We start from the raw sequence: 23604 nt of genomic DNA on the forward strand, positions 1-23604 counted from the left end.
TGAGGCAGACGGTATGACGCAGCAGGCGTACATGACGGAGACGGACAACGGAGGCTCGGGGCCCGAGCGACCGGGATCCCGGCTTCGACGCCTGGCGCACCGCCTGGCCGGCGGCTGGCGGGGCGACCCACGCATCTGGCGCCGTGGCCTCGTGCTCGCCGCGCTGGCCCTGCTCCTCGGCCTGGTGATGCTGCTGCACTCCCGTATCCCGAACCGGGTGGGCAACCTCGGCAGTCTCACCGAGACCTTCCTGCCCTGGCTGGGCCTGGCCGTCCCGCTGCTGCTGGTCCTCGGCCTGCTACGCCGGTCGGCGACCGCGCTCGTCGCCGTGCTCCTCCCGGCGGTCGCGTGGCTGAACCTGTTCGGCGGACTGCTCACCGACCGGTCGGGCGGCGGGGGTGACCTGATGGTGGCCACCCACAACGTCAACGCCGACAACCCCGACCCGGCCGCGACCGCCCGCGACGTGGCCGCCTCGGGCGCGGACGTCCTGGCCCTGGAGGAGCTGCCCGCCTCCGCCGTCCCCGTCTACGAGAAGGCGCTCGCGACGACGTACAAGTACCACGCGGTGGTCGGCACCGTCGGCCTGTGGAGCAGGTACCCCATGGCCGGCGTCGAGGCCGTCGACATCAAGCTCGGCTGGAAGCGGGCGATGCGCGCCACGGTCACCACCCCGAAGGGCCCGGTCGCGGTCTACGTCGCCCACCTGCCCTCGGTGCGGGTGAAGCTGAAGGCCGGGTTCACCGCCCGGCAGCGCGACAAGAGCGCCGACGCGCTAGGTGAGGCCATCGCCGACGAGACGCTCGAGCGCGTGGTGCTGCTCGGCGACCTGAACGGCACGATGAACGACCGTTCGCTCAACGCCGTCACCTCCCAGCTCCGCTCCACACAGGGCGCGGCGGGCAGCGGTTTCGGGTTTAGCTGGCCGGCGTCGTTCCCGATGGCGCGGATCGACCAGATCATGGTCAAGGGTGTGCAGCCGCAGAGTTCCTGGACGCTGCCCCGCACGAACAGCGACCACCTGCCGGTGGCGGCCCGCGTGAAGGTGTGAGCCGTCCCACAGGCGAGGCGGTGACGGCACCCACACCGGCAACCCGGACGTCACCTCCTGGAATACTGGGCCCGAGAGGATTTGTTCCGTACAGGAACATACTGCGGATCTGTACGGCGTCACCTCTCTGAAAGGCCTTTTATGCCCCTGGCCCTGCTCGCCCTCGCCGTGGGCGCCTTCGGCATCGGTACGACCGAGTTCGTGATGATGGGCCTGCTGCCCGACGTCGCGGACGACCTGCACATCTCGATCCCCAGCGCCGGACACCTGGTCTCGGCGTACGCGCTGGGCGTCGTCATCGGGGCCCCGCTGCTGGCCGCCGTGACGGCCCGGATGTCCCGGCGCACGGTCCTCATCGCCCTGATGGCCCTCTTCGTCGCGGGCAACGCGCTCTCCGCGTTCGCCCCCGGCAACGGCTCCCTGCTCGCCGCCCGCTTCCTCAGCGGACTGCCGCACGGCGCCTTCTTCGGCGTCGGCGCGGTCGTCGCCACGGGGATGGTCCCGCCGGAGCGCAAGGCCCGCTCGGTGTCCCTGATGTTCCTCGGCCTGACCGTCGCCAACATCGCGGGCGTCCCCGCCGCCACCCTCATGGGCCAGCACCTCGGCTGGCGGGCCACGTTCCTCGGCGTCAGCGCGATCGGCCTGGTCGCCATAGCCTCGCTCGCCCTGCTGATCCCGCGCGACCACACCCACGCCTCCGGGACCGGCCTGCGCGGCGAACTGGCGGCACTGAAGTCCCTGCCGGTCTGGCTGGCCCTCGGCACCACGGTGGCCGGCTTCGGCGCGCTGTTCGCCGCCTACAGCTACGTCACCCCGATGCTCACGGACACCGCGGGCTTCGCCGAGACGAACGTCACCCTGCTCCTCGCCCTCTTCGGCGTCGGCGCCACCGCCGGCAACCTCCTCGGCGGCCGGCTCGCCGACCACTCCCTGCGGGGCACCCTCTTCGCCGGCCTGGTCTCCCTGGCCGTGGTGCTCGGACTGTTCCCGCTGCTGATGCGCGCGGAGTGGAGCGCGGCCCTCGCCGTGACCCTGCTCGGCGCGGCGGCGTTCGTCACCGGCTCCCCGCTCCAGCTCATGGTCATGGAGAAGGCCTCGGCGGCCCCCTCCCTCGCCTCTTCCGCCAACCAGGCCGCCTTCAACCTGGCCAACGCCGGCGGCGCCTGGATCGGCGGCCTGGCCCTCGCGGCCGGCTTCGGCGCGACGTCCCCGGCGCTGGCCGGCGCGGCCCTGGCCGTACTGGGCCTGGGCGTCGCGGGCGCCGCCCACGTGGTGGACCGGCGCCGGGCGACCCCGTCGGCGGGCCGCGTGATCACCTCCCATGTGCCGGAGGAGTCCGGCGCGTTGCACCGCTGATTACCCTCCGGCGCTACCCTGGACGGGCCCCGGCTCCACACCCGGGGTCCGCGCGGGGCTCACCCTCCACGGGAGGCACGGTGCAACGGACGACGGTCCCGGCCGAGGACCGGCCGGATGCGCGGTGGGGCTGGTTCCTGGCCTGGCCGGCGGTCGGCGCGTCTTTCGCCCTCGGCCTGGCCGCCCTGCTGTCGGTCGGCGTGGTCCTGCTCGTCCTGGCCGTGGTGGCCGCCGTGTTCCTGCTCCGTCAGGGGCACCGGACCGCCGTCGCCGGGAGCCTCGCCGGTCCGGCGCTGCCGCTCTTCCGCCCCGCCTACTCCGACCGGGGCGGCCCGGGCACCGGGTGCCGCACGACGGCCGTCGCACAGACCTGCGCCGACGAGTACGCCCCGGGTGCCCTTCCTGGCCGGCGGCGTGCTGCTGTTCGCCGCCGGCGTCCTGGTCCTCCTCCTCGACCGCCGGCGCGGGCCGGTGCACCGACCCGCGAGCCGCCCCGGCTTCACCAGGTGACCGGCAGCCGTACCGGGAAGCGGCGGATGGTGCCGGTGTCCCACTCGAGGTCCTCAGGCGCGACGGCGAGGCGCAGGTGGGGGAAGCGGGTCAGCAGGCCGGTGACCGCGCTCTCCAGCTCCGCCCGCGCGAGCGGCGCGGCGAGGCAGTGGTGCCCGCCCCACCCGAACGTCATGTGCGGGCGCACCGGCCGTTCGAGGTCCAGCGTGTGCGGATCGGGGAAGACGGCCGGATCACGGTTGGCCGCCAGGTAGGACACGTGCACGTAGTCGCCGGCCTCGATGGCGGTCCCCTCGACCTCCGCGTCCTCCAGGGCGATCCGCGGGATGCCCACGCCCTTGCGGAAGGGGATGAACCGCAGCAGCTCCTCCAGCGCGCCGGGGAACCGGCCGGCGTCGCCCGCCAGCGCGGCACGCTCCTCGGACCGGGTCAGCAGCAGGTAGACGATGTTGCTGATCTGGCAGGTCGCGGTGTCGTTGCCGCTGAGGATGAGCGTCACGGCCATGACCGCCAACTCGTCGTCCGTCAGCGGCTCCTCGCCCGGCGCCACCGGGGCGGTGACCATCGCACTGAGCAGGTCCTCGCCCGGCGTGGCGCGCCGGGCCGGGATCAGCCCGGCGAAGTACTCCCGCAGGGCGGCCTTGGCGTCGGCCGCGCCCTTCCGGGCGGCCGGAGAGGTGGCCAGCAGCCGCATCGTGTACGTACGCAGCCGCTCGCGGTCGGCCTCCGGGACGGCCAGCAGCTCGCAGATCGTCAGGTGGGGCAGGGGAACCGACAAAGACGTCACCAGGTCCGCCGGCGGCCCCGCCTCGGCCATCGCCGAGAGCAGCTTGGCCACGACCCCGTCCACCGCGGGCCGCATGGCCACCACCCGCTCCCGGGTGAACGCCTGCGCCGCCGTCTGCCGCAACCGGGTCACGTACGGCGGGTCCGTCACGTTGATCGATTCCGGCGACACGATCGGCTCCGGGGTCATCCTCGGATAGTCCCGCCCGATGATCGCCGCCCGGCTGAACCTGGGATCGCACGTCACCTGACGCACTCCGGCGAAGCTGGTCACCAGCCAGGCCTCGGCCTCACCGTAGGGCAGCCGGATCCGGCTGACCGGGCCGCGCTCTGCCAGCGAGGCCAGTGAGGGGTCATATTCCAGCGCGTCGGCGAAGTCGAAGGGGCAGTCGAGCACTGCCGGGTCATGGAACGACATACAGCCTCCTTGGTGCGCCGCTGGGCGCGTCACTTGCGAGGGTGCGAGGGGGACGGCCGTGGACCCCGGGGGCGATACGGGAAGGCGCCGACACGGCCGGCCGTCGAACGGACCCGGTCTGTCGGCGCGGCGGCGCCACAGGGTGCCACCCCGTCCCTGGAAAAGGTCATCACCTGCCAATATGCGACAGTTCGGCGCGCCTCGCAGAACAGGAGCTTCAGGCAATGAAACCGGCTCCGACCAGGGCACGGCTCAGCTCCCCAGCTCGCACCAGACCGTCTTGCGGTCCGGCTCCCGGTCCACGCCCCACCGCTCGGCGAGCGCGTCGACGAGCGCCAGGCCACGCCCGGACTCCGCCGTGGTCGCGGCGGACAGCAGTACGGGCAACGCGCGCGGATCGGGGTCGGTCACCTCGACACGGGTACGGCCGCCGGCCGCCGCACCCGTGACCCGTACGGTCACCGGGGTGCCCTCGCCCAGGTGGTCGATGACGTTCGTCAGCAGCTCCGTGGCACAGAGCCGGACGTCGAAGCCGTGCTCACGCAGGTGGCGGCGGAGTTCCGGCGCGGCCTTGGGCGTGGCTAGCAGACGCAGTTCCAGTGGCGTCATGCCTCGGCCGCCGTCTTCCGCAGCGCGGCGGCGAGGGCGCGGGCCGTGGCCGTGTTGCAGTTGCCGAGCGTCACGAGCCCGGCGGGCGGCGAGTACGTACCGGCGAAGCCCGGCAGATCGACGCGGAGGGACGGCAGCGTGATGCCGTGCAGGGCGAGGGCGGTGCGGAGTTCCTCGACGCACAGGGTGACGTCGTAGGCGGTGGGGGAGCGGTCGGGCATGGGGGTGTATTGACCTTCTGTGCGGTGTGTGACGAACACCTCACAGAGTGTCGCCCGGCTCGCTACCGTGGAAGAGGTTTCGCGTTCGCGACCAGGGCAGCGGAGGAGGGCGAGTGGTGGCTCGCGGCAAGGACATCGACGGCTCGGTCAGCGTCCCGACCTTCTACGGCAAGGAGTTGCGGTGGAAGAGGGAGGCGGCCGGGATGTCGTTGGAGACGTTCCTCGAAGGCAGCTTCTACGGCAAGACGTACCTCAGCGACATCGAGCACGGGGAACGGAGGATGCCGCTGGATCTGGCCCGGCACGCGGATCGGGTGCTGGGGACCGACGGGTTCTTCGAGCGGTGCTGCGAGGATGTGCGGAAGGCGCGGAGGGGGCCGCATGCCGCGTACTTCGAGAAGGCTCTGGAGGCGGAGAAATACGCGGAGACCATTGAGTTGTGGTCTCCCGTTATCTTTCCCGGGCTGCTCCAGACCGCCGCGTACGCTCGGACGCTGGTCCGGTCGGCTCACCCCGCCGCCTCCGACGAATGGGTCGAGGAGAAGGTGACGGCCCGACTCGCCCGCGCCCGCCTGTTCGACGAGGATCGGTCCACACCGGAGTACTGGACGGTCCTGCATGAGTCGCTGATCGCGGACCCGCTCCTCCCGCCGCTGGAGATGGCCGAACAACTGGACCGGATCGTGGAGCTGGCCGAGAGGCGCCGGATCACTCCGCAGATCGTTCCGCGCACGTGCGGGGCGTATCCCCTCATGGCTGCCTCCATCATGGTGATGACCTTCCCGGACGCGCCGCCGCTGGTCTACACCGAGGCGTCCTACAGCGGTGACACCATCGACGATCCGGCCCTCGTGAAGCAGTACCGCAAGGCATACGATCGGCTCAGGGCCGTCGCGCTGTCCCCAGACACGTCCCTGGCCATGATCAAGGCAGCGGCAGAGGATCACCGAAATGGCGAGCAGCGGGATCGACTGGAGTGACGCGCTCTGGTTCAAGAGCAGTTACAGCAACGGCGATGGCGGGGAATGCGTCGAAGTGGCCGGCGGCTTCCCCGGCCTCGTCCCCGTCCGGGACTCCAAGTCCCCCGGCGGCCCCGCCCTCCTCCTCACCCCCGACGCCTGGGGCCCCTTTATCGCCTCGCTCAAATCCCTTTAGGGACCGTTGACTTGGCCGTCGCCCTGGGGCGGCGGGCGGGGTGTACCGTGATCGCATCGGCAGCTCGCGCAGTCTCACCCTCCGTGGGAGGCATCGTGCACAGCGACATCGTCACAGTCCGGGATCGACGTGGTGCGGAGTGGGGCTGGTTCCTCGCCTGGCTGGCGGTCGGCGGGTGTCTCGCGCTGGGGCTGGCGGCCCTGTTGTCGGTCGGTGTGGTCCTGATCGTGCTCGCCGTGGTGGCCGCCGTGTTCCTGCTTCGCAAGGGGCACCGGGCCGCCGTCGCCGGAGGACTCGCGGGCCTGGCCCTGCCCCTGTTCCACCTCGCCTATCTGAACCGGGGCGGCCCCGGGACCGTGTGCCACTCGACGGCGGGCGGGCAGTCCTGCACCGACGAGTACACGCCCGTGCCGTTCCTGGCCGGCGGTGCGCTGCTGTTCGTCGCCGGCTTCCTGGTCTTCCTCCTGCTCGACCGCCGGCGCAGGGGAACGGAATGAGCTGAGGGCGCCTTTCCGCCTTTCCGCCCGGGCGTGCCGGAAGGCGGAGAAGCGCTCCTCAGTGACTGGACCGGGGGCTGGGTGCGGCCTTGCCCGTCGATGTCGAGGCGGAACCCTTCCGCATGGCCTCGTCGAATCTCGGGAAACACACGTACCATTTCCCGGAGGTTTTGCAGACCGCCACATGAAAGGCCGGGTCCGAGGTGTCGCGCCGGTGGTTCGTGACGCATTTCTCGTTCTGTCGCGGCTGGACGGTGGCGCCTTTCGGAATGACACCCGAGCTGCACATCTTCCCGGTCAGTACGACGCTCCCGGAACCGGCCCCGACGTCGACCGCGCCGACGGCGAGGTCCTGGGCCCGGACGGAGGAGTTGGTCATACCGGTGAACAGCACCTTCAGCACACCCCGCTCACGCGGGAGGACGAAGGAGGAGGCGCGGGTGAACTGGCCGGAGAACAGCGCCGTCGAGTACTGCACGGCCACCGTGCCCGGGTCCATGCCCTTGGTGTCGGCCGCGGCACCGGGCGTACCGGGCGTACCGGGAGTGCCGGTGGTGCCGGTGGTGCCGGACGAGCATCCGGTGGCCGCCAGCACCAGCGCTGCCATGAGGGGGGCGGCGCCCCACGCGACCGTCCGGTGAGGACGGAGCGCGTGGGACGGCCTGTGGAGCGGGCTCATTCTCAGGAGGTCCATCCGAAGCCGGTCGAGCGGCGGTGGTGCACCAGGTTGGAGCAGCCGCCCGCCTTGGTGTCGTGCCAGGTGCTGACCTCGTTGCCGTTGCGCTTGCCGTACACGTGCACGTTGTGCTTGAAGACGGCCGTGTCGGTGCTGAAGCCGCAGGCGGCCCAGCCGGACGGTCCGAGCAGCGCGATCACGATCTTCTCGAAGTCGGTGTTCTTGAAGGTCTCGGCGCCGCCGGTGCCCCAGCCGTCGCTCTGGGTGCTGAACGTCGGCTTCGGGGTGCCGGACGTCCACCAGCCGTCGTACTTGAACTTGTACGCGTTGTTCCGGGCGCTCAGAGAGCCCCCGTGGCCGTACAGCGGCCAGCGCAGGTTCGTGGTGAGCGACGTGATGGTGACGTTCACCGGGTCGATCCACGCCGTCTTGGTGTGCGCGTTGCTGTACGGCGTGCTGCTCGCCGCGTCGGCCGCGCCCGTGTCGCTGAACGGCCCCGAGGCCGGGTCGACGGTGGCGCCGGTGTCACCGGCCGTGGAATCGGCCTGCGGCGTCTCGGGTGTGGCGTTGGTGTCCGCGGGCGAGACCAGGCTGGCTTCCTGGCTCGCCGAAATGGTGCCGGTGCGGATGCGCTCCTGGCAGGTGGTCGGGTTGTATCCGACCTCCTGCTCGTACGCCGTGCCGGAAGAGGAGCTGCTGACGGAGCCGTCGAACTGGCAGGTGCCGTCGCTCTGCACCGTGCCGTCGACGGTGCTCACGGTTCCGGTGACACCGAACTTGCTGGTCGCGTCGTCGTCCGAGTAGGTGATCCACCCGTCGGCGCCGATGTCCACGCCGGGCACGCCCGTGGAGGACGCCGTCGGAGTGGGTGTGGGGGTGGGCGTACCGCAGCCCGGGGACACCGTGCCGGAGAACTTGCCGACCAGGCCCGTACAGCCGGACGGTACCGCGGCGTGGGCCATGCCCACCGGCCCCCCGACGGCGAGCAGGGAGGCGGAAAGGGCGAGCGTGACCACGGAACGCGGTCTGAATCGAGACATGGGGTTCCTTCGCTGGTGTTGAGCAATGAATGCGGAACCGTACTCATGATTCAGAGCGGATATCAGCGCCCCGCTGTGCGACGTGGACTCCCCCCTGAGCCACTGCAATCGTACGCATGCTCGAATGTGAAGATCAACTCTGGAATCCTTCATTCCTCCAAAGAAATCTTTCCCTGATGCAGGTGATGTTTTTCCTCTCGGTGTGCCCTGCCTTCGGCGAATCGGCTATTGACGCTGTTTCGGGACATAGGAAAAGGGGGTGCGGGTTTTTGGACCCACACCCCCTTCCGCTCAGCGGATCAGGACATCAGTGCCGGCGGTACGACCGCACGTACCAGTGTCCGGGTGAACCCACGCCGGTCACGTCGTCGTATCCCTTCGCCGCGGACAGCGAGCTGTCCTGGCCGAGGGTGCGGGCCGAGGTCAGCAGGCCGTCTGCGGCGTCGAGGCCGTTGGCGAAGTCCACACGCGCGACGGCCAGGCCGGAGCCGGTCGGGTTGTCCGTGACGTCGTGGAAGACGCCCCTCTTGCCGTACCTGGCGTAGATGACCGGGTTGGCGAAGCCGAGCGCCCTGCCGCCGCGTGCCTCCTGGGCCAGGGCCTGGACCGCCGCGATGACGGGAGCGGCCAGCGAGGTGCCGCCGATGCGGTACTCGCTGTACTGCTGCGAACCGTCCGGGAAGGTCTGGGTCTGGCCGACCAGAAAGCCGGTGTTCGGGTCGGCGACGGCCGCGATGTCCGGGACGACACGGTTGCCGGCGGCGTTCTCCGCCTTGGCGAGCGCGTCCGGGACGACGTTCTTCTGGTAGTACGGCTCGGCGACCGTCTTGCTGGTGCCGCCGCCCGCGCCCGAGGTGAAGGCACCCGGGAAGCCGTCCCAGCTCTTGCCGTCGGCCGACAGGGTCGCCTTCTCGGTGCCCCAGCCGGTCTCCCACTGGTACGTGTCGCCCTTGCCGACCGCGAGCGAGGTACCGCCGACCGCGGTCACCCAGGCGGAGTTGGCGGGGGAGTCGACCTGCTTCGTACCGGAGTTGGCGACCTCGTCGCCGTCGTCACCGGAGGAGAAGTAGAAGCCGATGCCCTCGACCGCGCCGAGCTGGAAGACCTGGTCGTAGGCGGCCGCGCGGTCGGGCGTCTGGCTGGCCTCGGTGTCGCCCCAGGAGTTGGAGACGATGTCGGCAAGATCGTGGTCGACGACCTTGTGGAGGGAGTCCAGCAGGTCGTCGTCGGAGCAGGACGCGGCACCGACGTAGGTGACATCGGCGTTCGGCGCGACCGCGTGCACGGCCTCCACGTCGAGGGTCTCCTCGCCGTACCAGCCGGCCGCCCCGCACTCGTCGGTGCTGTTGTAGGAGTCCGGGAGCACCTGGTGCAACCGGCCGTTCTTCCAGGGTGCGTCGCCGTTCTTCGAGGCGTACCGGCCGGCGTCGGCGGCGATGGTCGGCGAGGCGTACGCGTCCGTGATGGCGATGCGGACGTGCTTGCCGGTGTACGTGCCGGCGCCGTAGGCGGCGCGAAGCTGCGTGCCGGTGTAGCCCTTGACCGCGTACGGGATCTTGTGGCCGTAGGCGTCCGGCAGCGTGCTCGCGGTGTTCGAGCCGTAGTACGAGGAGAACGGCCCGGAGTTCTTGAACACGGCGTCCGGGGGCGGCAGCTCGTCGTCGTGGGTCGCCTTGTGCGGGGCGTTGTCCAGGCCGGTGACGGTCAGGACGGCGCCCTTCAGGCCGGCCGGCACCGACGCGGTCCGCGCGGGGGCGCGGTACGTCTTCGACCCCTTGGCGAAGTTGTGAAGCTGGGTGCCGAACGCCTTCTCGGCGGCGGCCACGTCACCGGAGACGGCGACGTAGTGCGGAGTGACCCCGGTGACGGTCAGACCGGCCGACCTCAGCCAGGACGTGACCGCGGCCACCTGGGCCTTGGTGGCCCCGAAGCGGGCCTGTGCCTTCTTGGCGCCGAGGTACTTGCCGTACAGCGGCGAGCCGGGGTCGGACACCGCCTTGGCGTAGGCGGCGAGGCCCGCCGCGTCCCGGCCGGCCAGGTAGACCCGGGCCTTGACCTGGGCGCTGTCGGAGGTGGCGCCCTTGTCCGCCTTGGCCGTGGCCCACGCGGGCCTGGAGCCCTTGAGGGTGTCGCGGGCCGGGGAGCCCGCGGCGTGCGCCGCGGGTATGCCGAGCGCCAGCGCACCGGCGATCATGGGCAGTGTCGCTGCCATGCTCACACCGGCGCGCATGGTGGCACGGTTGGATCTCATAGAACCCCCTGCGATGCGATTCGCATGCATGTAGTGGCTGGTACGTCGCGGTTCCGCGCGCCGGCCCGCGGCGGTGTCGGCCGGCGAAGGGATCACACGATGGGGGCCACTCTTGCGATGAACCGTTCATGTCAGGGGAACGTAAAAGTCAAGAGAAGCCCAAGGAGCCGTCATACGGGGCGCTTTGAGGCTTTCGTCGTGACCGGGTTATTACGAACGGGCTTGCGCGCCACGCTCCTTGAGCATGTCGGCCATCAGTTGCAGCTCCGACCGCTGGGCCTCCACCATGCCCTTGGCGAGCCGCTTCTCCACGCCGACGGCGCACTTGGCGACACACCCCTCGGCCATGTGGACACCGCCCTTGTGATGGTCCGTCATCAACTGGAGGTAGAAGACCTCGGCCTGCTTCCCGCTCAGCGTCCCGAGCTTCCTCAGGTCGGTGTTGGTCGCCATGCCCGGCATCAGCGCGCCGTCCTTGCCGGCGGGCATGTCCCCCATGCCCATCCACGTCATCGGCGGCCGGGCCGACACCTTCGGCAGCTCCCACAGGTCCAGCCAGCCCAGCAGCATGCCGCGCTGATTGGCCTGGGTCTGCGCGATGTCGTACGCGAGGCGCCGGACCTCCGCGTTCTTCGTGCGGTCCCGCACGATGTACGACATCTCGACGGCCTGCTGGTGGTGGACGGCCATGTCCCGGGCGAACCCGGCGTCGGCCGACTCCGCGCCCGGCGTGCTCGTACCCGCCCCGCCCGTGTCCTCCGCGACCGCGTACGTGATCGCGCCGGCCGCGACGAGCACCGCCGCCGCGGCCCCCGCGGTCCAGCCGACGTGCCGGCGCCTCACTTCATGACCCCGCCGGTGCACGAGGCACCCGGCTCGGGCGTCTGCCGGCCCTGCACATAGGTGGAGAAGAACCTGTCCACCTCGGGGTCGCTCGCGCTCTTCACCGCCACCTGGTGGCCCCACGCCGACAGCACCAGCGGGGCGCCCTGGTTCTCGTACGGGCTCATCAGCGAGTACGGCGTCTTCTTCACCTTCGCCGCCAGCGCGTCGACGTCCGCCTTCGGCGCCTTGCCCGTGTACGTCACCCAGACCGCGCCGTGCTCCAGCGCGTGCACGGCGTTCTCGTCCTGCACGGGCTTGCTGTAGACGTCGCCGTTGCAGTTCAGCCAGACCGGGTTGTGGTTGCCGCCGACCGGCGGGTGCATCGGGTACGACACCTTGGTCGTCACGTGCGTCCGGGACAGCTTGCCCGACCAGGTCCGCACCCCGTCCTTGCCGGTGGTGAAGTGCCCGGAGTCCCCGGAACCCTTGGCGTCACCGCTCGCGGCCGGATCCTTGTCCCCGGACTGCTTGTTCACGAGGACCACACCGCCGACGGCGAGACCGGCGACGACCACCACACTCGCGGCGATGCTGAGCACCCGGTTGCGGCGCTCGCGGACACGGTCCGCGCGCCGCATCTCCTCGATGCGCGCCTTGCGCGCCGCGGTGCTGCTGTTCTTGCCGGAACCCATGAGGCGTGTCCTTCTGCGGAAGGGGACGTGGACGGTGGGGCCCGCTGATCGTAATGCGGCGGGGCCGTACTTCCGTAGGGAGGGCGCGGGAACCGGCTGATTTGGCGCTCGGACGCGCGTTACCTACCCTCGCGGTATGCGGCTGCTGCGCTCCACCGACCTGGCCCTGCGCGTCCTGATGCGACTCGCGGTCGCCGCCGGCACCACGCCCACCACCCGCCAGGTCGCCGCGGACATGGACGTGCCCTACACGCACGCCGCGAAGGTCGTCGCCGAACTCCAGCACCTCGGCCTCGTCGACGCCCGCCGCGGCCGGGGCGGCGGCCTTGCCCTGTCCGAACGGGGGCGGACGGCGTCGGTCGGTGCGGTGGTGCGCGCCTTCGAGGGCGACGGCGACGTGGTCGACTGCGAGGGCACGACCCCGTGCCCCCTGCGCCACGGCTGCCGGCTGCGCGGTGCCCTGCGCCGCGCCCAGGAGGCGTTCTTCGCCACGCTGGACCCGGTCACGGTCGCCGAGATCGTCGCCGAGCCGACGGGTCCGCTGCTGCTGGGCCTGACCCGGGGGCCGGGACCGGCCTGAACGCTCGGCGGCCGGCCCGGGGGCGACGAAGCCGACGGCGACGCCGCTCAGCCCTGGGCCAGCCACAGGTCGGGGCCGAACACCTCGTAGTGCACGTCCGCCGGGGCCACGCCCCGCGAGATCAACTGGGCGCGGACCGCGCGCAGGAAGGGCAGCGGGCCGCACAGGTACGCGCGCGTGCCGGGCGGTACGGCGATGCCGGCCAGGTCGACCAGGCCGGTCCGGGTGCCCGGCTCTGCGTCCCGCTCGTAGAAGAGGTGTACGGCCGCCTCCGGCAGCTTCGCGGCGTACGCCGTCTGGTCGGCGCGCAGGGCGTGGTCGGCGGGGGAGCGGTCGCCGTGCACGACGGTGACCGGGCCGCGGTGGCCCGAGGCGGCGAGGTCGGCCAGCATCGCGACCATCGGGGTCACGCCGATGCCCGCCGAGGCGAGCAGCAGCGGCGTGTCGGGTCCGCCGGCCAGGACGAGGTCGCCGTACGGCTCGGACAGCTCCAGCACGTCACCGGGGCGCACGCGCGCGTGGAGGTGATGGGAGACCTCGCCGTCGGGCGTCGTACCGCCGTGCACCCGCTTGACGCTGATCTGCCGCACCGTCTCGCCCGGCGCCCCGGACAGGCTGTACTGCCGTATCTGCCGGGCCCCGTCGTCCAGGGTGACGCGGACGGAGACGTACTGCCCGGCGCGGAAGCCGGCCACCGGGCCCCCGTCGGCCGGCCGCAGCCGGAAGGTGACGACGTCCGCGGTCTCCGTCACCCGCTCCACGACCTCGAACTCCCGCAAGCCCCGGCCGGCGCTCTCGTCGTACAGCCGCTTCTCGACGGCGACGAGCGCGTGCGCCATCAGCCAGTACACCTCGTCCCAGGCGGCGGCCACCGCGGGCGTGACGGCATCGCCGAGCACCTCGGCGATGGCGGCGAAGAGGTGCTCGTGGACGACCTCGTACTGCTCGGCGCTCACCCCTAGGGAGGCGTGCTTGTGCGCGATCCGGGAGAGCATCGCGTCGGGCCGCTGGTCCGGGTGGTCCAGCAGGTGCGCGGCGAAGGCGGCGATCGAACCGGCGAGGGCCTGCTTCTGGGTGCCGGCGGCCTGGTTGCCGCGGTTGAACAGGTCCCGCAGCAGTTCGGGGTGGGCGGCGAACAGGCGGCCGTAGAAGCGCTCGGTGATCTCGCCGATGGCCGCGCCCACGGCGGGGAGGGTGGCGCGGACGGTGGCTGCGGACTGCTCGGTCAGCATCGGGACTCCTCGGAGGACTCGGCTGACCGGCACGCTATGAAAATTTGCATATCGTATGCAAATTAAGCGGGCGTGGTGTTGCTCACCGACGGAGCGGACCGGCCACCAGGGCGAAGCGGACCGGCCATTACGGATGACGGCCGGAGCAGGCAAGATGGGCGGCAGAGCAGTACACCGGCCGTACGAGAGGCGTTCAGTCCCAGGACGCCCGGGCGATCAAGGTCCGCAACGCGCACGAAATGGTGTTGTGGTGGGATGCTCAGGTGCCCGACCGCCTCCCGCGACACGGGAGACAGGCGGCCTGACCAGCAAGGATGGGGAAGCGGAAGATGGACAAGCAGCAGGAGTTCGTGCTCCGGACGTTGGAGGAGCGCGACATCCGGTTCGTACGCCTGTGGTTCACGGACGTGCTGGGCTTCCTCAAGTCCGTCGCCGTGGCCCCCGCCGAGCTGGAACAGGCCTTCGACGAGGGCATCGGCTTCGACGGTTCCGCCATCGAGGGCTTCGCCCGGGTCTACGAGTCCGACATGATCGCCAAGCCAGATCCGTCCACCTTCCAGGTCCTGCCCTGGCGCGCGGAGACCCCCGGCACGGCCCGCATGTTCTGCGACATCCTCATGCCGGACGGCTCCCCGTCCTTCGCCGACCCGCGCTACGTCCTCAAGCGCGCCCTCGCCCGCACCTCCGACCTGGGCTTCACCTTCTACACCCACCCGGAGATCGAGTTCTTCCTGCTGAAGGACCGCCCGCTCGACGGCTCCCGCCCCACCCCCGCCGACAACTCCGGCTACTTCGACCACACGCCCACCAACGTCGGCATGGACTTCCGCCGCCAGGCGATCACCATGCTGGAGTCGATGGGCATCTCCGTGGAGTTCTCCCACCACGAGGGCGCCCCGGGCCAGCAGGAGATCGACCTGCGCTACGCCGACGCCCTCTCCACGGCCGACAACATCATGACGTTCCGCCTGGTCATGAAGCAGGTGGCGCTGGAGCAGGGGGTCCAGGCGACCTTCATGCCCAAGCCGTTCTCCGAGCACCCCGGCTCGGGCATGCACACGCACCTCTCCCTCTTCGAGGGCGACCGCAACGCCTTCTACGAGTCCGGCGCCGAGTACCAGCTCTCCAAGGTCGGCCGCTCCTTCATCGCGGGCCTGCTCCGGCACGCGGCGGAGATCTCCGCGGTCACCAACCAGTGGGTGAACTCCTACAAGCGCATCTGGGGCGGCTCCGAGCGGACCGCCGGCGCCGGCGGTGAGGCCCCCTCGTACATCTGCTGGGGCCACAACAACCGCAGCGCCCTCGTCCGCGTCCCCATGTACAAGCCCGGCAAGACCGGCTCCGCCCGCGTGGAGGTCCGCTCCATCGACTCCGGCTCGAACCCCTACCTGGCGTACGCGGTCCTGCTGGCCGCCGGCCTGAAGGGCATCGAGGAGGGCTACGAACTCCCGCCGGGCGCCGAGGACGACGTCTGGGCCCTGTCCAACGCCGAACGCCGCGCCATGGGCATCGAGCCCCTCCCGCAGAACCTCGGCGAGGCCCTGACCCTCATGGAGAGCAGCGACCTGGTCGCCGAGACCCTCGGCGAACACGTCTTCGACTTCTTCCTGCGCAACAAGAAGTCGGAGTGGGAGGAGTACCGCAGCGAGGTCACGGCGTTCGAGCTGCGCAAGAACCTGCCGGTGCTGTAGGCCGCTGCTCGGGCGCTGATCGGACGGCACCGCCCCGAGGCTCCTCGCCGCGGGGCGGTGTCGTAGCAGGCAGCGACCCGGCCCTTCTTCAGGGCGTCTCGTCCGTCAGATGCCGGCCGGAGTCACGTGCCTGGTCGACGACCTGGCCGGTTCGGTCGCGTGCTTCCTCCTGCGTGGTCCGGGCCGCGCGCGCCGCGCTGTCCTGCACCTCGGCGGCCCCGCTCTGCGCCGCGTCCCGGGCGCCTTCCTTCACGCTCTGCGCGGCCTCGACGGCGGCCTGCTTGACGGGCTCCAGAGCCTCGCTCTGCAGGAGATCGGACGCCGCCTGCTGCTCGGTCCGCGTGGCGGGCAGCATCGAGGACGCCAGGACACCGACGCCGAAGGCGATCAGCCCGGCGGCCAGCGGGTTGCCCCGCGCCTGCTCCCGGGCCAGCTCGGGCGCCCGCTGGACGGCCTGCGCCGCCTCGCCGGCCGCGTCGCGTGCCGAGCCGGCCGCCTGTCCGGCGCCCTCGTGCAGCGAGCCGGCCGCCGACTGCGCGGTGCCCGTCATACCGTGCGCGGCCTGGGACGCGGTGCCCATGACCCGGCCCCGGATGCCGGACACCGCGCCACGCATCCGCTGGGTGCGGCGGCGGACCACTCGTCTGGGGCTGGTCCGGTCGGCGAGTTGGTCCACGTCCGCGGACAGTCGGTCGCGAGTGGCCTCTATATCGGCCCTCACCTGGTCGGGTGACGTGCCCATTCCGCGTTCTCCTTCATGGTCTCGACGGTTCGCTCGGGCTTGGGAGAGACGGTGCGCATCCGGCTGCGGCCCTTCTGGTACAGCACGGCCGCGACGACGGCCCACACCGCGGCGACGATCAGGGCGGCCCAGCCCCCGTCCATCACATTGGCCAGACCGAGCACGGCGGCCAGTGACAGGAACAGCAGGACCATGTAGCCGGCGAACCCGGCTCCGCCGTACATGCCGGCGGCCTTGCCCGCTCGGGTGCCCTCCTCTCTGATCTCGGCCTTGGCCAGCTCCACCTCCTGACGGAAGAGCGTCTGCAGGTCCGACGTCACCACGGACAGGAGCTGGCCCACGGAGGCGTCCCGCTCCGGCGGCCTGGGCACACCGGGCGTGGGTGAGGCGGTGGCCATCTCACACCTCCGGGTAGGTCCGGCCCGGTGTGCCGTCCGGCGGTGTACCGACGGCCGGCGGGACCTGCGGAGGCGGCGGCACCGGTGCTCCCGCGGCGGGCTCGGCGGGGGGCGCGGGCGGTGTCCGCGGTGTTCCCGTGGCGGGGGCGGGCTGCGAGGCGGTTCCGGGTGCGGGCTCCGCCGCGGCGAGCGGCACCGGCTGGGGGGCCGGCTCGTCCGTCACCGCGCGGCCCGGCCCTTCCGCGGCCTGCTCCGGCCCGGATCCGCCGGACCGGGAGGCGGTTCCCGCCGCCTTCGCCATGCGCCCGACCGCGAGTCCGGCCAGCAGTGCGCCGCCCAGGAAGACGCCGGGACGCCGGCGGGCGAAACCCTGAAGGTCGCAGGCGACGCCCTGCACCCCCTGCTTCTCCAGGTAGTCGGCCGCCCGGTGGCCCTTGTCGGCCACCTGGGTCGCCAGGCTGCGGGCCGGGGAGTCGTGCTGGGCGTTCCCGGCCAGACCGCCGAGGTCTTCCGCCCACTGCCGCAGGCTGCCTGCCGCGCGCTTGGCCTGCCCGTCGGCCTCGTCCATCACGCGGCCGCGCACCTGATCGATGACGTTTCCCGCCTGCTGCCGCGCCTCTCCCACGACGGCCCTGGTCTGTTCCGCCGCGGTCCCGGCGACCTCGGTCGCCGCCTGTCCGGCCTGGCCGGCGGTGGCGGAGGCCTCCGTCATGACCTTCTCACCGGTGGTCCCGGTGCCGGTCTGTATGGACTCACTCATCGGCGACTTCTCCTCATCGGATGGTTCGCGTGCGCTCCCGTGGGTGCGCCGGCCGGCGCGTGCCGCGAGGCCTCGCGCCGGGCACCGCACGGGACCGTCCGTCCCGCTCCGAGTGGCCATTTGTCCGGGATTGACACTCCCGTGGGGATTCGGGATGTCACGGTCCTGGTGAGCGGACCGACGAGAACGCCCGGGTCACTCCCGGCGCAGGCACTCGATCTCGTAGTCGCCGGTGTCCTCGTCGATCGTCACGCCGTGCGTCTCGCTGCGGAAGCCCGGGAAGCGGCGGTCGAAGGTCTCCAGGGCGGTGAGGTAGCGCAGCAGGGGACCGTCGTGGGTGCCGGTGGACTCGCCCGGCATGAGGACGGGGATGCCGGGCGGCGTCACCGTGACCATCGCCGCCGCCACCCGGTCCGCCGCGTCGGCGATCCGCACCCGTTCCGTGCCGCCCCGCACCAGTCGCTGGTAGCAGTGCTGCGGCGGGAAGACCGGCTCGGGCAGCCGCTGGAACGCGGTGTCCAGCAGTTCCACCAGGCGTGCCGAGCGCAGCTCTTCGTGCATCTGGCGGCACAGCTCGCGCAGGGTCATTCCGGCGTAGCGGCGGGGGTGCCCGGCGACCGCCTCGGGCAGCACCCGGTCCAGGGGGGCGTCGCCGTCGTACAGTGCCTTGAAGTCCATCAGGGCATCCAGCAGCGTGCCCCACTTGCCCTTGGTGATGCCCATGGAGAACAGCACCAGCGTGGTGTAGCTGTCGGTCTTCTCGACCACGATGTTCCGGGTGGCCAGGTACGCGGTCAGGACGCGTGCCGGGATGCCCTCCTCGGCCATCTCACCGGTCGCGGAGATGCCGGGGCAGGTCAGCGTGACCTTCACCGGGTCCAGCATGCAGTGACCCTCGGTCAGCCCCGGGAACCCGTGCCAGTCGGCGTCCGGCTCCAGCAGCCAGCAGGACTGTTCGGTGCGCAGCAGCTCCGGCGGGGCCGCGTCGAAGGCGAGCCGTTCGCCCGTCGCCGGGTCGGTGACCTCCTCCGGCTGCCAGACGCCGAAGAACCACGGCGGCCGGTCCCCGGCGCTCTCCACCCGCCGGCGCAGCCGGACCATCTCCTGCCGGAAACGGACCGCCTCCGTCACCGCCTCGTCGATCAGCCACTCGCCCTGCGGCCCGTCCATCATCGCGGTCGCCACGTCCAGCGAGGCGATCATCGGGTACAGGGGGGAGGTGGTGCCGTGCATCATCAGGGCCTCGTTGAAGCGGTCGTGCTCCACCGGTGCCCGGGGCGCCGGCCGCACGTGCACCATCGCGGACTGCGACAGGGCGGCCAGCAGCTTGTGCGTGGACTGGGTCGCGAAGACCGTCGGCCGGTCCGGGCCGGGGAAGGCCTCCGGGTCCACCGACATGCCGTACCGGCCCGCGTACAGCGGGTGGAACCGGGCGTAGGCGAACCAGGCCTCGTCGAAGTGCACCCGGGGCGTGCTGGCCGCGAGTGCCCGCGCCGCCGGGACGGCCGCGTAACTGAGGCCGTCGTAGGTGGAGTTGGTGAACACCGCGTACTGGGCGTCCTGGGAGACGGCGCCCTCGGTGAGCGGGTGGGCGGCGATCCGGGCCGCGACGGAGTCCGCCGCCATCTCGGCCGGGGGCAGCGGGCCGGCGAGGCCGTAGCCGTTGCGGGTGGGGATGAGCCAGACGGGCCGGGCACCGGAGACGACCAGGCCCTGGAGCACCGACTTGTGGCAGTTGCGGTCCACCAGGGCCAGTTCGTCCCGGGTGACGCTGAAGTGGCCCACCAGCCGGTTGCAGGTGGAGTCGCCGTGCAGCACGAAGTAGGTCAGCTCGGAGCCGAAGACGCGGGCCGCGTTGCGTTCGGCGTCGCCGATGGGGCCGGTGTGCTCGAACAGCGAGCCGAGCTGCTCCACGGAGATCGACAGGTCGCTGCGCAGCAGCCGTTCGCCGAAGTAGTCGTGGAAGGCCCGTCCGGCGGGCGACTTGAGGAAGGCGACGCCACCGGAGTGGGCGGGGGTGTGCCAGGAGTACTCGTGGGCGTCGTCGAAGCGGCGCAGCGCCCGGAAGAACGGCGGCAGGACGTCCTCCCGGTAGGCGCGGGCGGCGGTGGTGATGCGGCCGGCGATGAACCCGGGGGTGTCCTCCAGCGGCCACACGTATCCGACGACCGTCTCCGACACCCACAGCGGCAGGTCCTGCAGGCCCTCGTCGGCCATGACCAGGAACACCGGCAGATCCCGGAACCGCCGCCCGATCCCGCGCAGTACGGCAGCCCCGCCCGTGGCCCCCTCCGTGCTCCCGGCCGTGGCCCCGTCCGTGGCCCCGTCCGTGCGCCCGTCCGTCCGGCCCCTGCCGTCCGTGCTCCGGCGGGCGGCGCCGTCCCGCAGGGCCGGCGGGGCGAGCGCGGCTCCGGGGCCGTCGCCGCTGATCCGGTGACCGTCCCCGCTGATCCGGTGACCGTCGCCGCTGATCCGCGCCCCCGCGCCTGGCACGGGCAGGTCCCAGGCGATCAGGGCCGCCGCCAGTCCCGCCTCGGTGCGCAGTACGGCCTCCGCGTCCTCGGCGGTGACCGCCCAGCGCACCCCGAAGCCACCCGCCTCCACCGCGTCCCGGATCTTGCGAAGCTGCTCGGCCGCGGCGCCCTCGGCGTGCGGATGCTCGGGCACCGCCACCAGGATCTTGTTGTCGGACATCCGTGCCCTCGTCTCTCCCGGCAGCCGCCCGGCCGCCGCCCCGGGAAGTCTGCGGGGCGGCCCGCCGGATGTGCGTAGCCCGGGTCGGGAAGACACCGTGATGGCGGAAAGCCCGGCTGCCGTGTTGACCCGGGGTGCGGCTATCCGAGGTACGCCGGCGACACGGCGGCCGCACTGATCCGCCGCGGCCGTCCCGACCCGTCCGCCTGGACCTCGTACAGGTCGGCGCCGTAGTCCCCGGGCAGCGCGTACACGAGCGTGCGCGTGTCCCGCCACAGCGCCTGGTCGTCCACGCTGCGCGGTTCGGCGAGCGGGGTCTCCCGCATGGTGCGCAGGTCGAGGACGTACAGCCGCCAGGGCGCGTCCCCGGGCAGCCCCGCCACCCGCTTCTTGTACGCGACCCGGGTGCCGTCGGGGGACAGGGACGGGCACTCCACGTTCGTGTGCAGGGTGGTGACGGTGCGGCCGCGCAGGTCGCCGCGGACCAGGTAGGTCCGGCCGCCGGTGGCCAGGGTGGCGTAGAACGTGCGGTCGTCGGCCGCGAACGTCACGCCCCAGAAGTTGGCGTCCGCCGCCCGGTAGGGCCGCCCGTCCCGGACGATCCGGAAGGACTCCAGCGACGGGATCAGCTCCCCCGTGCGGGTGTCCACGATCGCGGCGCGCGTGGAGAAGTTCGTCCCGGCGTACGAGTCGCCGCCCACGAACGCCGTCCAGGCCGCGAAGTGCCCGGTGGGGGAGACCCGGGCGCGCGAGGGGATGCCCGGCACGTCGTAGCGGTCCACGATGTGCAGACGGGCGTCCAGGATCAGCGCGCGGTAGGTGTCCGAGACCGGCCCGTGCACGGCTTGCAGGCACACGCCGGTGCCCGAGGCGGCGTGGAAGCGGAGGCACTTGAGGCCGGCGGCCGTGCGCGGTCCGCCCGGGTCCCCGGCCGGTACGGCGGTCAGTTCGTCGCGGTGGGGGCCCCACGCCATGTTGCGGAACACCAGGCGCCCGGACCCGTGCAGCGTCACCGTGCCCGAGGTGACGCGCGGACCGCCCGCCTGCGTGCGGTCACGGCGCTCGGCGCGCGCGGAGGCGTGCAGCACGGCGGCCAGCCCGACCGCCGCGAGTACGGCGACGGCCGCGACGAGGATCAGGACGCGCGAGCGTACGGTCATGCGGTCACCGTCCTCGCCGGGCGCAGGGTGAGGGAGAACGCGGCACACGCGGCCAGCGCCACCGCCGCGCCCGCCAGCGCCGCCCGGTCGCCCCACACCGTCCAGGCCGTGCCGAACAGCAGGGAGCAGGCGAACCGGGTCAGCGCCTGCCCGGTCTGGACGACGGCGAGACCGGAGGAGCGAAGCCGCTCCGGCACGCTGTCCGAGGCGGCGGCCATCAGTACCCCGTCGGTGGCCGCGTAGAAGCCGCCGTGCAGGGCGAGGACGAGACAGAGCAGTCCCGTGCCGTGCCAGGAGGTCAGCAGCAGGGCGTAGGCGAGGAGCAGGGCCCCGTGCCCGGCGAGGAAGACCGCCCAGCCGCCCACCCGGTCCGCGAGCCGGCCGAGCGGCACCGCCAGCAGCAGGAACGCGGCGGCCGTACCCAGCGGCAGCAGCGCGAACCAGCGGTCGGGCACCCCGAGCCGGCGCTGGAGCAGCAGGTAGACGAAGGAGTCGCTGACCGTCGCGAGGCCCAGCAGCAGCGCGCAGACGGTGATCCGGCGCAGGTCGCGGCGGCGCAGCAGCCCGACGGCGGCCCGCAGGGTCGGCCGCTGCCCGGGGGCCGCCGGCGCGCGCCCGCCCGGTACGAAGAGCACCAGCACGAGCAGGCCCAGTGCGGCCACGCAGGCGCTGACGGCGAACACCGCGTCGTAACCGTCCACCGTGGCCCGCAGGATGAGGAACGCCACCAGCGGCCCGAGCAGGGCCCCGGCGGTGTCCATCGCGCGGTGCACCCCGAAGGCCCGCCCGCGCGTCTCCGGCGTGCTCGACAGCGAGATCAGCGCGTCGCGCGGGGCCGTCCGCAGCCCCTTGCCGGTGCGGTCGGCGGCGAGCACGGCCCCGAGGGGGGTAAGCGAGTGCGCCACCAGCAACAGCGGCTTGCAGAGGGCCGAGATGCCGTACCCGAGTCCGGCGACCCACTTGTGCCGCCCGCCGCCCCGGTCGGCGAAGTGCCCGCCGACGAGGCGTACGAGCGCCGAGAAGCCGTTGTAGATGCCGTCCAGCAGCCCGAACCCCAGGGGGGACAGGCCGAGTCCGGTCACCAGGTACAGCGGCAGCACCGCCGTCACCATCTCCGACGACACGTCGGTGACCAGGCTCACCGTCCCCAGCGCGAGCACCGTCGGCGCGACCGCGGCGCGGCGCCGCCCGGCAGCAGGCCGGGCGGCGCCGTGAGCGGACGTGGACGCGCGACTGTCCGCTACGTACACGTCAGGACGCCCAGACGCCGGTGATGTCCTTGGCGCCGGCCGCGTTGCCCGCGTGCGTGGTCAGGCCCTGGCTGTCCTCCAGGGTGCGCAGCAGGTCGTAGTGGTTGTACGTGACCGAGGAGCTGGACCCGGCGGTCACGGGCTGCCCGTAGAGCACGGTCGGGATCCGGTTCCCGCTGAGCCGGTTGTCCTCGTCGAAGGTGACGACGAGCAGACTGTTGTGGGTCTTGGCCCAGGTCGCGTACGCGCCCAGGTTGTTCTTCAGCCAGGTGTCACCGGTGGACACCGAGCAGTCGTGCATGTCGCTGCACAGGTTCGGCACGACGAAGGACACCTGGGGCAGCGTCGAGTAGTCCGCCGGGAACTGGGCGAACGTCTTAGCGGACGACACCGGCACGTTGCTGAAACCGAACCAGGGGTTGTGCTTGCGCGCGTACGTGCCGCTGCTGCACGTGGTGGAGCCCTGGCTCGGCAGGGTCTCGTTGTAACTGGCCCAGCCGCGCCCGGCGGCGATCAGCTCGGACGCCAGGTTGGGCGCCGAGGAGAAGCCCGGCGTGTAACAACTGTCGTCGGTGATGCCCTGCGTGGAGCCGGAGAACAGCGCGAAGTAGTTCGGCTGGCTCGGGTGGGTCTCGGCGTACGACTGCGTGAGGTTCGCGCCGCCGGTCTTCAGCGAGTTGATGTACGGCGCGCTGGAGGAACCGATGACCTGGCTGTAGGCGTGGTTCTCGAAGACCACGACGACGACGTGGTCCGGGCTGGGCACGGTGCCCGCGGCGTGCGCGGATCCGCTGCCGAGACCGGTCCACAGCCCGAACGCGGCTGCGGCGAGGGCCGACGCGGACGCCACGACGGTACGGGCACGGCGGTACACGGAACTGCCGGACACATCAACCTCCGGGTAGGGATGGACGGCTGGCGGTGCGCTCAGAGCATGCACACGCCAATATTCCCGTGGCCCACGCGGGCCGACCCCGTGGGTGAAGAGCCGGTGAACGGCGGGTACCCGC

The 23604-nt window shown here is 72.0% G+C and carries 23 protein-coding genes; 7 read left to right on the forward strand and 16 right to left on the reverse strand.

Features of this window, described 5'->3' with window-relative positions:
- Positions 1–13 precede the first annotated feature (13 nt).
- Together D9753_RS25355 and D9753_RS25360 are read left to right on the forward strand one after the other, a co-directional pair.
- Positions 14–1051 carry an endonuclease/exonuclease/phosphatase family protein gene (locus D9753_RS25355; protein WP_121789088.1) on the forward strand — a complete coding sequence of 346 codons (1038 nt, stop codon included), beginning with the start codon at positions 14–16 and terminating at the stop codon, positions 1049–1051.
- A 141-nt stretch (positions 1052–1192) separates the two neighbouring features.
- Positions 1193–2407 carry an MFS transporter gene (locus D9753_RS25360; protein ID WP_121789089.1) on the forward strand — a complete coding sequence of 405 codons (1215 nt, stop codon included), beginning with the start codon at positions 1193–1195 and terminating at the stop codon, positions 2405–2407.
- Between the two features lie 499 nt (positions 2408–2906).
- On the opposite strand, the gene D9753_RS25370 is transcribed toward D9753_RS25360, so the two are convergent.
- From D9753_RS25370 to D9753_RS25380, 3 genes are all read right to left on the reverse strand, one after another.
- Positions 2907–4121, reverse strand: a complete 1215-nt coding sequence (locus D9753_RS25370) for a cytochrome P450 (protein WP_121789090.1) — start codon at positions 4119–4121, stop codon at positions 2907–2909.
- A 252-nt stretch (positions 4122–4373) separates the two neighbouring features.
- The gene (locus D9753_RS25375; RefSeq protein ID WP_121789091.1) at positions 4374–4730 is read right to left on the reverse strand and encodes an ATP-binding protein; all 357 of its coding nucleotides are present in this window, start codon (positions 4728–4730) and stop codon (positions 4374–4376) included.
- A complete protein-coding gene (locus D9753_RS25380; protein WP_121789092.1) occupies positions 4727–4951 on the reverse strand; it encodes a hypothetical protein in 225 nt (74 codons plus the stop codon). Before D9753_RS25380 ends, D9753_RS25375 begins: the two co-directional genes overlap by 4 nt.
- A 116-nt stretch (positions 4952–5067) precedes the next feature.
- Between D9753_RS25380 and D9753_RS25385 the strand changes: the two genes are divergently transcribed.
- The 3 genes from D9753_RS25385 to D9753_RS25395 all read left to right on the forward strand — a co-directional run bounded on the left by D9753_RS25385 (position 5068) and on the right by D9753_RS25395 (position 6603).
- The gene (locus tag D9753_RS25385) at positions 5068–5931 is read left to right on the forward strand and encodes a helix-turn-helix domain-containing protein (RefSeq protein ID WP_205614257.1); all 864 of its coding nucleotides are present in this window, start codon (positions 5068–5070) and stop codon (positions 5929–5931) included.
- The gene (locus tag D9753_RS25390; RefSeq protein ID WP_121789093.1) at positions 5903–6106 is read left to right on the forward strand and encodes a DUF397 domain-containing protein; all 204 of its coding nucleotides are present in this window, start codon (positions 5903–5905) and stop codon (positions 6104–6106) included. The genes D9753_RS25385 and D9753_RS25390 overlap by 29 nt, the downstream gene beginning before the upstream one ends.
- Before the next feature lie 95 nt (positions 6107–6201).
- Positions 6202–6603: a hypothetical protein gene (locus tag D9753_RS25395; RefSeq protein WP_240468285.1), complete on the forward strand. Its 402-nt coding sequence runs from the start codon at positions 6202–6204 to the stop codon at positions 6601–6603.
- A 58-nt stretch (positions 6604–6661) separates the two neighbouring features.
- Here the strand turns inward: D9753_RS25395 and D9753_RS25400 are convergent, their stop codons facing one another.
- The 5 genes from D9753_RS25400 to D9753_RS25420 all read right to left on the reverse strand — a co-directional run bounded on the left by D9753_RS25400 (position 6662) and on the right by D9753_RS25420 (position 12087).
- Entirely contained in the window at positions 6662–7210 is a 549-nt protein-coding gene (locus tag D9753_RS25400) for a hypothetical protein (protein ID WP_163010788.1), read from the reverse strand.
- Between the two features lie 74 nt (positions 7211–7284).
- Positions 7285–8319: a hypothetical protein gene (locus D9753_RS25405; protein WP_163010789.1), complete on the reverse strand. Its 1035-nt coding sequence runs from the start codon at positions 8317–8319 to the stop codon at positions 7285–7287.
- 307 nt (positions 8320–8626) lie between these two features.
- Positions 8627–10570, reverse strand: coding sequence for a S53 family peptidase (locus tag D9753_RS25410; RefSeq protein WP_121789096.1), 1944 nt, complete (start codon positions 10568–10570; stop codon positions 8627–8629).
- 210 nt (positions 10571–10780) lie between these two features.
- Positions 10781–11413 (reverse strand): DUF305 domain-containing protein, encoded by a 633-nt coding sequence (locus D9753_RS25415; RefSeq protein ID WP_121789097.1) that lies wholly within the window; start codon positions 11411–11413, stop codon positions 10781–10783.
- Positions 11410–12087, reverse strand: a complete 678-nt coding sequence (locus D9753_RS25420; RefSeq protein ID WP_121789098.1) for a DUF3105 domain-containing protein — start codon at positions 12085–12087, stop codon at positions 11410–11412. Before D9753_RS25420 ends, D9753_RS25415 begins: the two co-directional genes overlap by 4 nt.
- Positions 12088–12223: 136 nt before the next feature.
- Between D9753_RS25420 and D9753_RS25425 the strand changes: the two genes are divergently transcribed.
- Positions 12224–12667 (forward strand): RrF2 family transcriptional regulator, encoded by a 444-nt coding sequence (locus tag D9753_RS25425; protein ID WP_121789099.1) that lies wholly within the window; start codon positions 12224–12226, stop codon positions 12665–12667.
- Between the two features lie 47 nt (positions 12668–12714).
- Here D9753_RS25425 and D9753_RS25430 read toward each other — a convergent pair whose 3' ends face one another.
- Positions 12715–13899, reverse strand: coding sequence for a globin domain-containing protein (locus tag D9753_RS25430; protein ID WP_121789100.1), 1185 nt, complete (start codon positions 13897–13899; stop codon positions 12715–12717).
- A 329-nt stretch (positions 13900–14228) separates the two neighbouring features.
- Between D9753_RS25430 and glnA the strand changes: the two genes are divergently transcribed.
- Positions 14229–15590, forward strand: coding sequence for a type I glutamate--ammonia ligase (gene glnA / locus D9753_RS25435; RefSeq protein WP_121791281.1), 1362 nt, complete (start codon positions 14229–14231; stop codon positions 15588–15590).
- Positions 15591–15678: 88 nt separating this feature from the next.
- Here the strand turns inward: glnA and D9753_RS25440 are convergent, their stop codons facing one another.
- The 7 genes from D9753_RS25440 to D9753_RS25470 form a co-directional block, all read right to left on the reverse strand.
- Complete coding sequence (locus tag D9753_RS25440; RefSeq protein ID WP_121789101.1) at positions 15679–16332, reverse strand: DUF3618 domain-containing protein; 654 nt, start codon at positions 16330–16332, stop codon at positions 15679–15681.
- Positions 16308–16730 carry a phage holin family protein gene (locus D9753_RS25445; RefSeq protein WP_121789102.1) on the reverse strand — a complete coding sequence of 141 codons (423 nt, stop codon included), beginning with the start codon at positions 16728–16730 and terminating at the stop codon, positions 16308–16310. Before D9753_RS25445 ends, D9753_RS25440 begins: the two co-directional genes overlap by 25 nt.
- A 1-nt stretch (position 16731) precedes the next feature.
- Positions 16732–17490: a hypothetical protein gene (locus D9753_RS25450; protein WP_121789103.1), complete on the reverse strand. Its 759-nt coding sequence runs from the start codon at positions 17488–17490 to the stop codon at positions 16732–16734.
- Positions 17491–17685: 195 nt separating this feature from the next.
- Complete coding sequence (locus D9753_RS25455; protein ID WP_121789104.1) at positions 17686–20184, reverse strand: Orn/Lys/Arg family decarboxylase; 2499 nt, start codon at positions 20182–20184, stop codon at positions 17686–17688.
- Between the two features lie 140 nt (positions 20185–20324).
- Positions 20325–21344, reverse strand: a complete 1020-nt coding sequence (locus D9753_RS25460) for a TolB family protein (RefSeq protein WP_121789105.1) — start codon at positions 21342–21344, stop codon at positions 20325–20327.
- Positions 21341–22594, reverse strand: coding sequence for an MFS transporter (locus D9753_RS25465; protein ID WP_205614258.1), 1254 nt, complete (start codon positions 22592–22594; stop codon positions 21341–21343). Before D9753_RS25465 ends, D9753_RS25460 begins: the two co-directional genes overlap by 4 nt.
- A gap of 1 nt (position 22595) precedes the next feature.
- A complete protein-coding gene (locus tag D9753_RS25470) occupies positions 22596–23483 on the reverse strand; it encodes an alkaline phosphatase family protein (RefSeq protein ID WP_121789106.1) in 888 nt (295 codons plus the stop codon).
- Positions 23484–23604 lie beyond the last annotated feature (121 nt).

This window comes from Streptomyces dangxiongensis, from assembly GCF_003675325.1.
In the GTDB taxonomy this organism is placed as follows: Bacteria; Actinomycetota; Actinomycetes; order Streptomycetales; family Streptomycetaceae; genus Streptomyces; species Streptomyces dangxiongensis.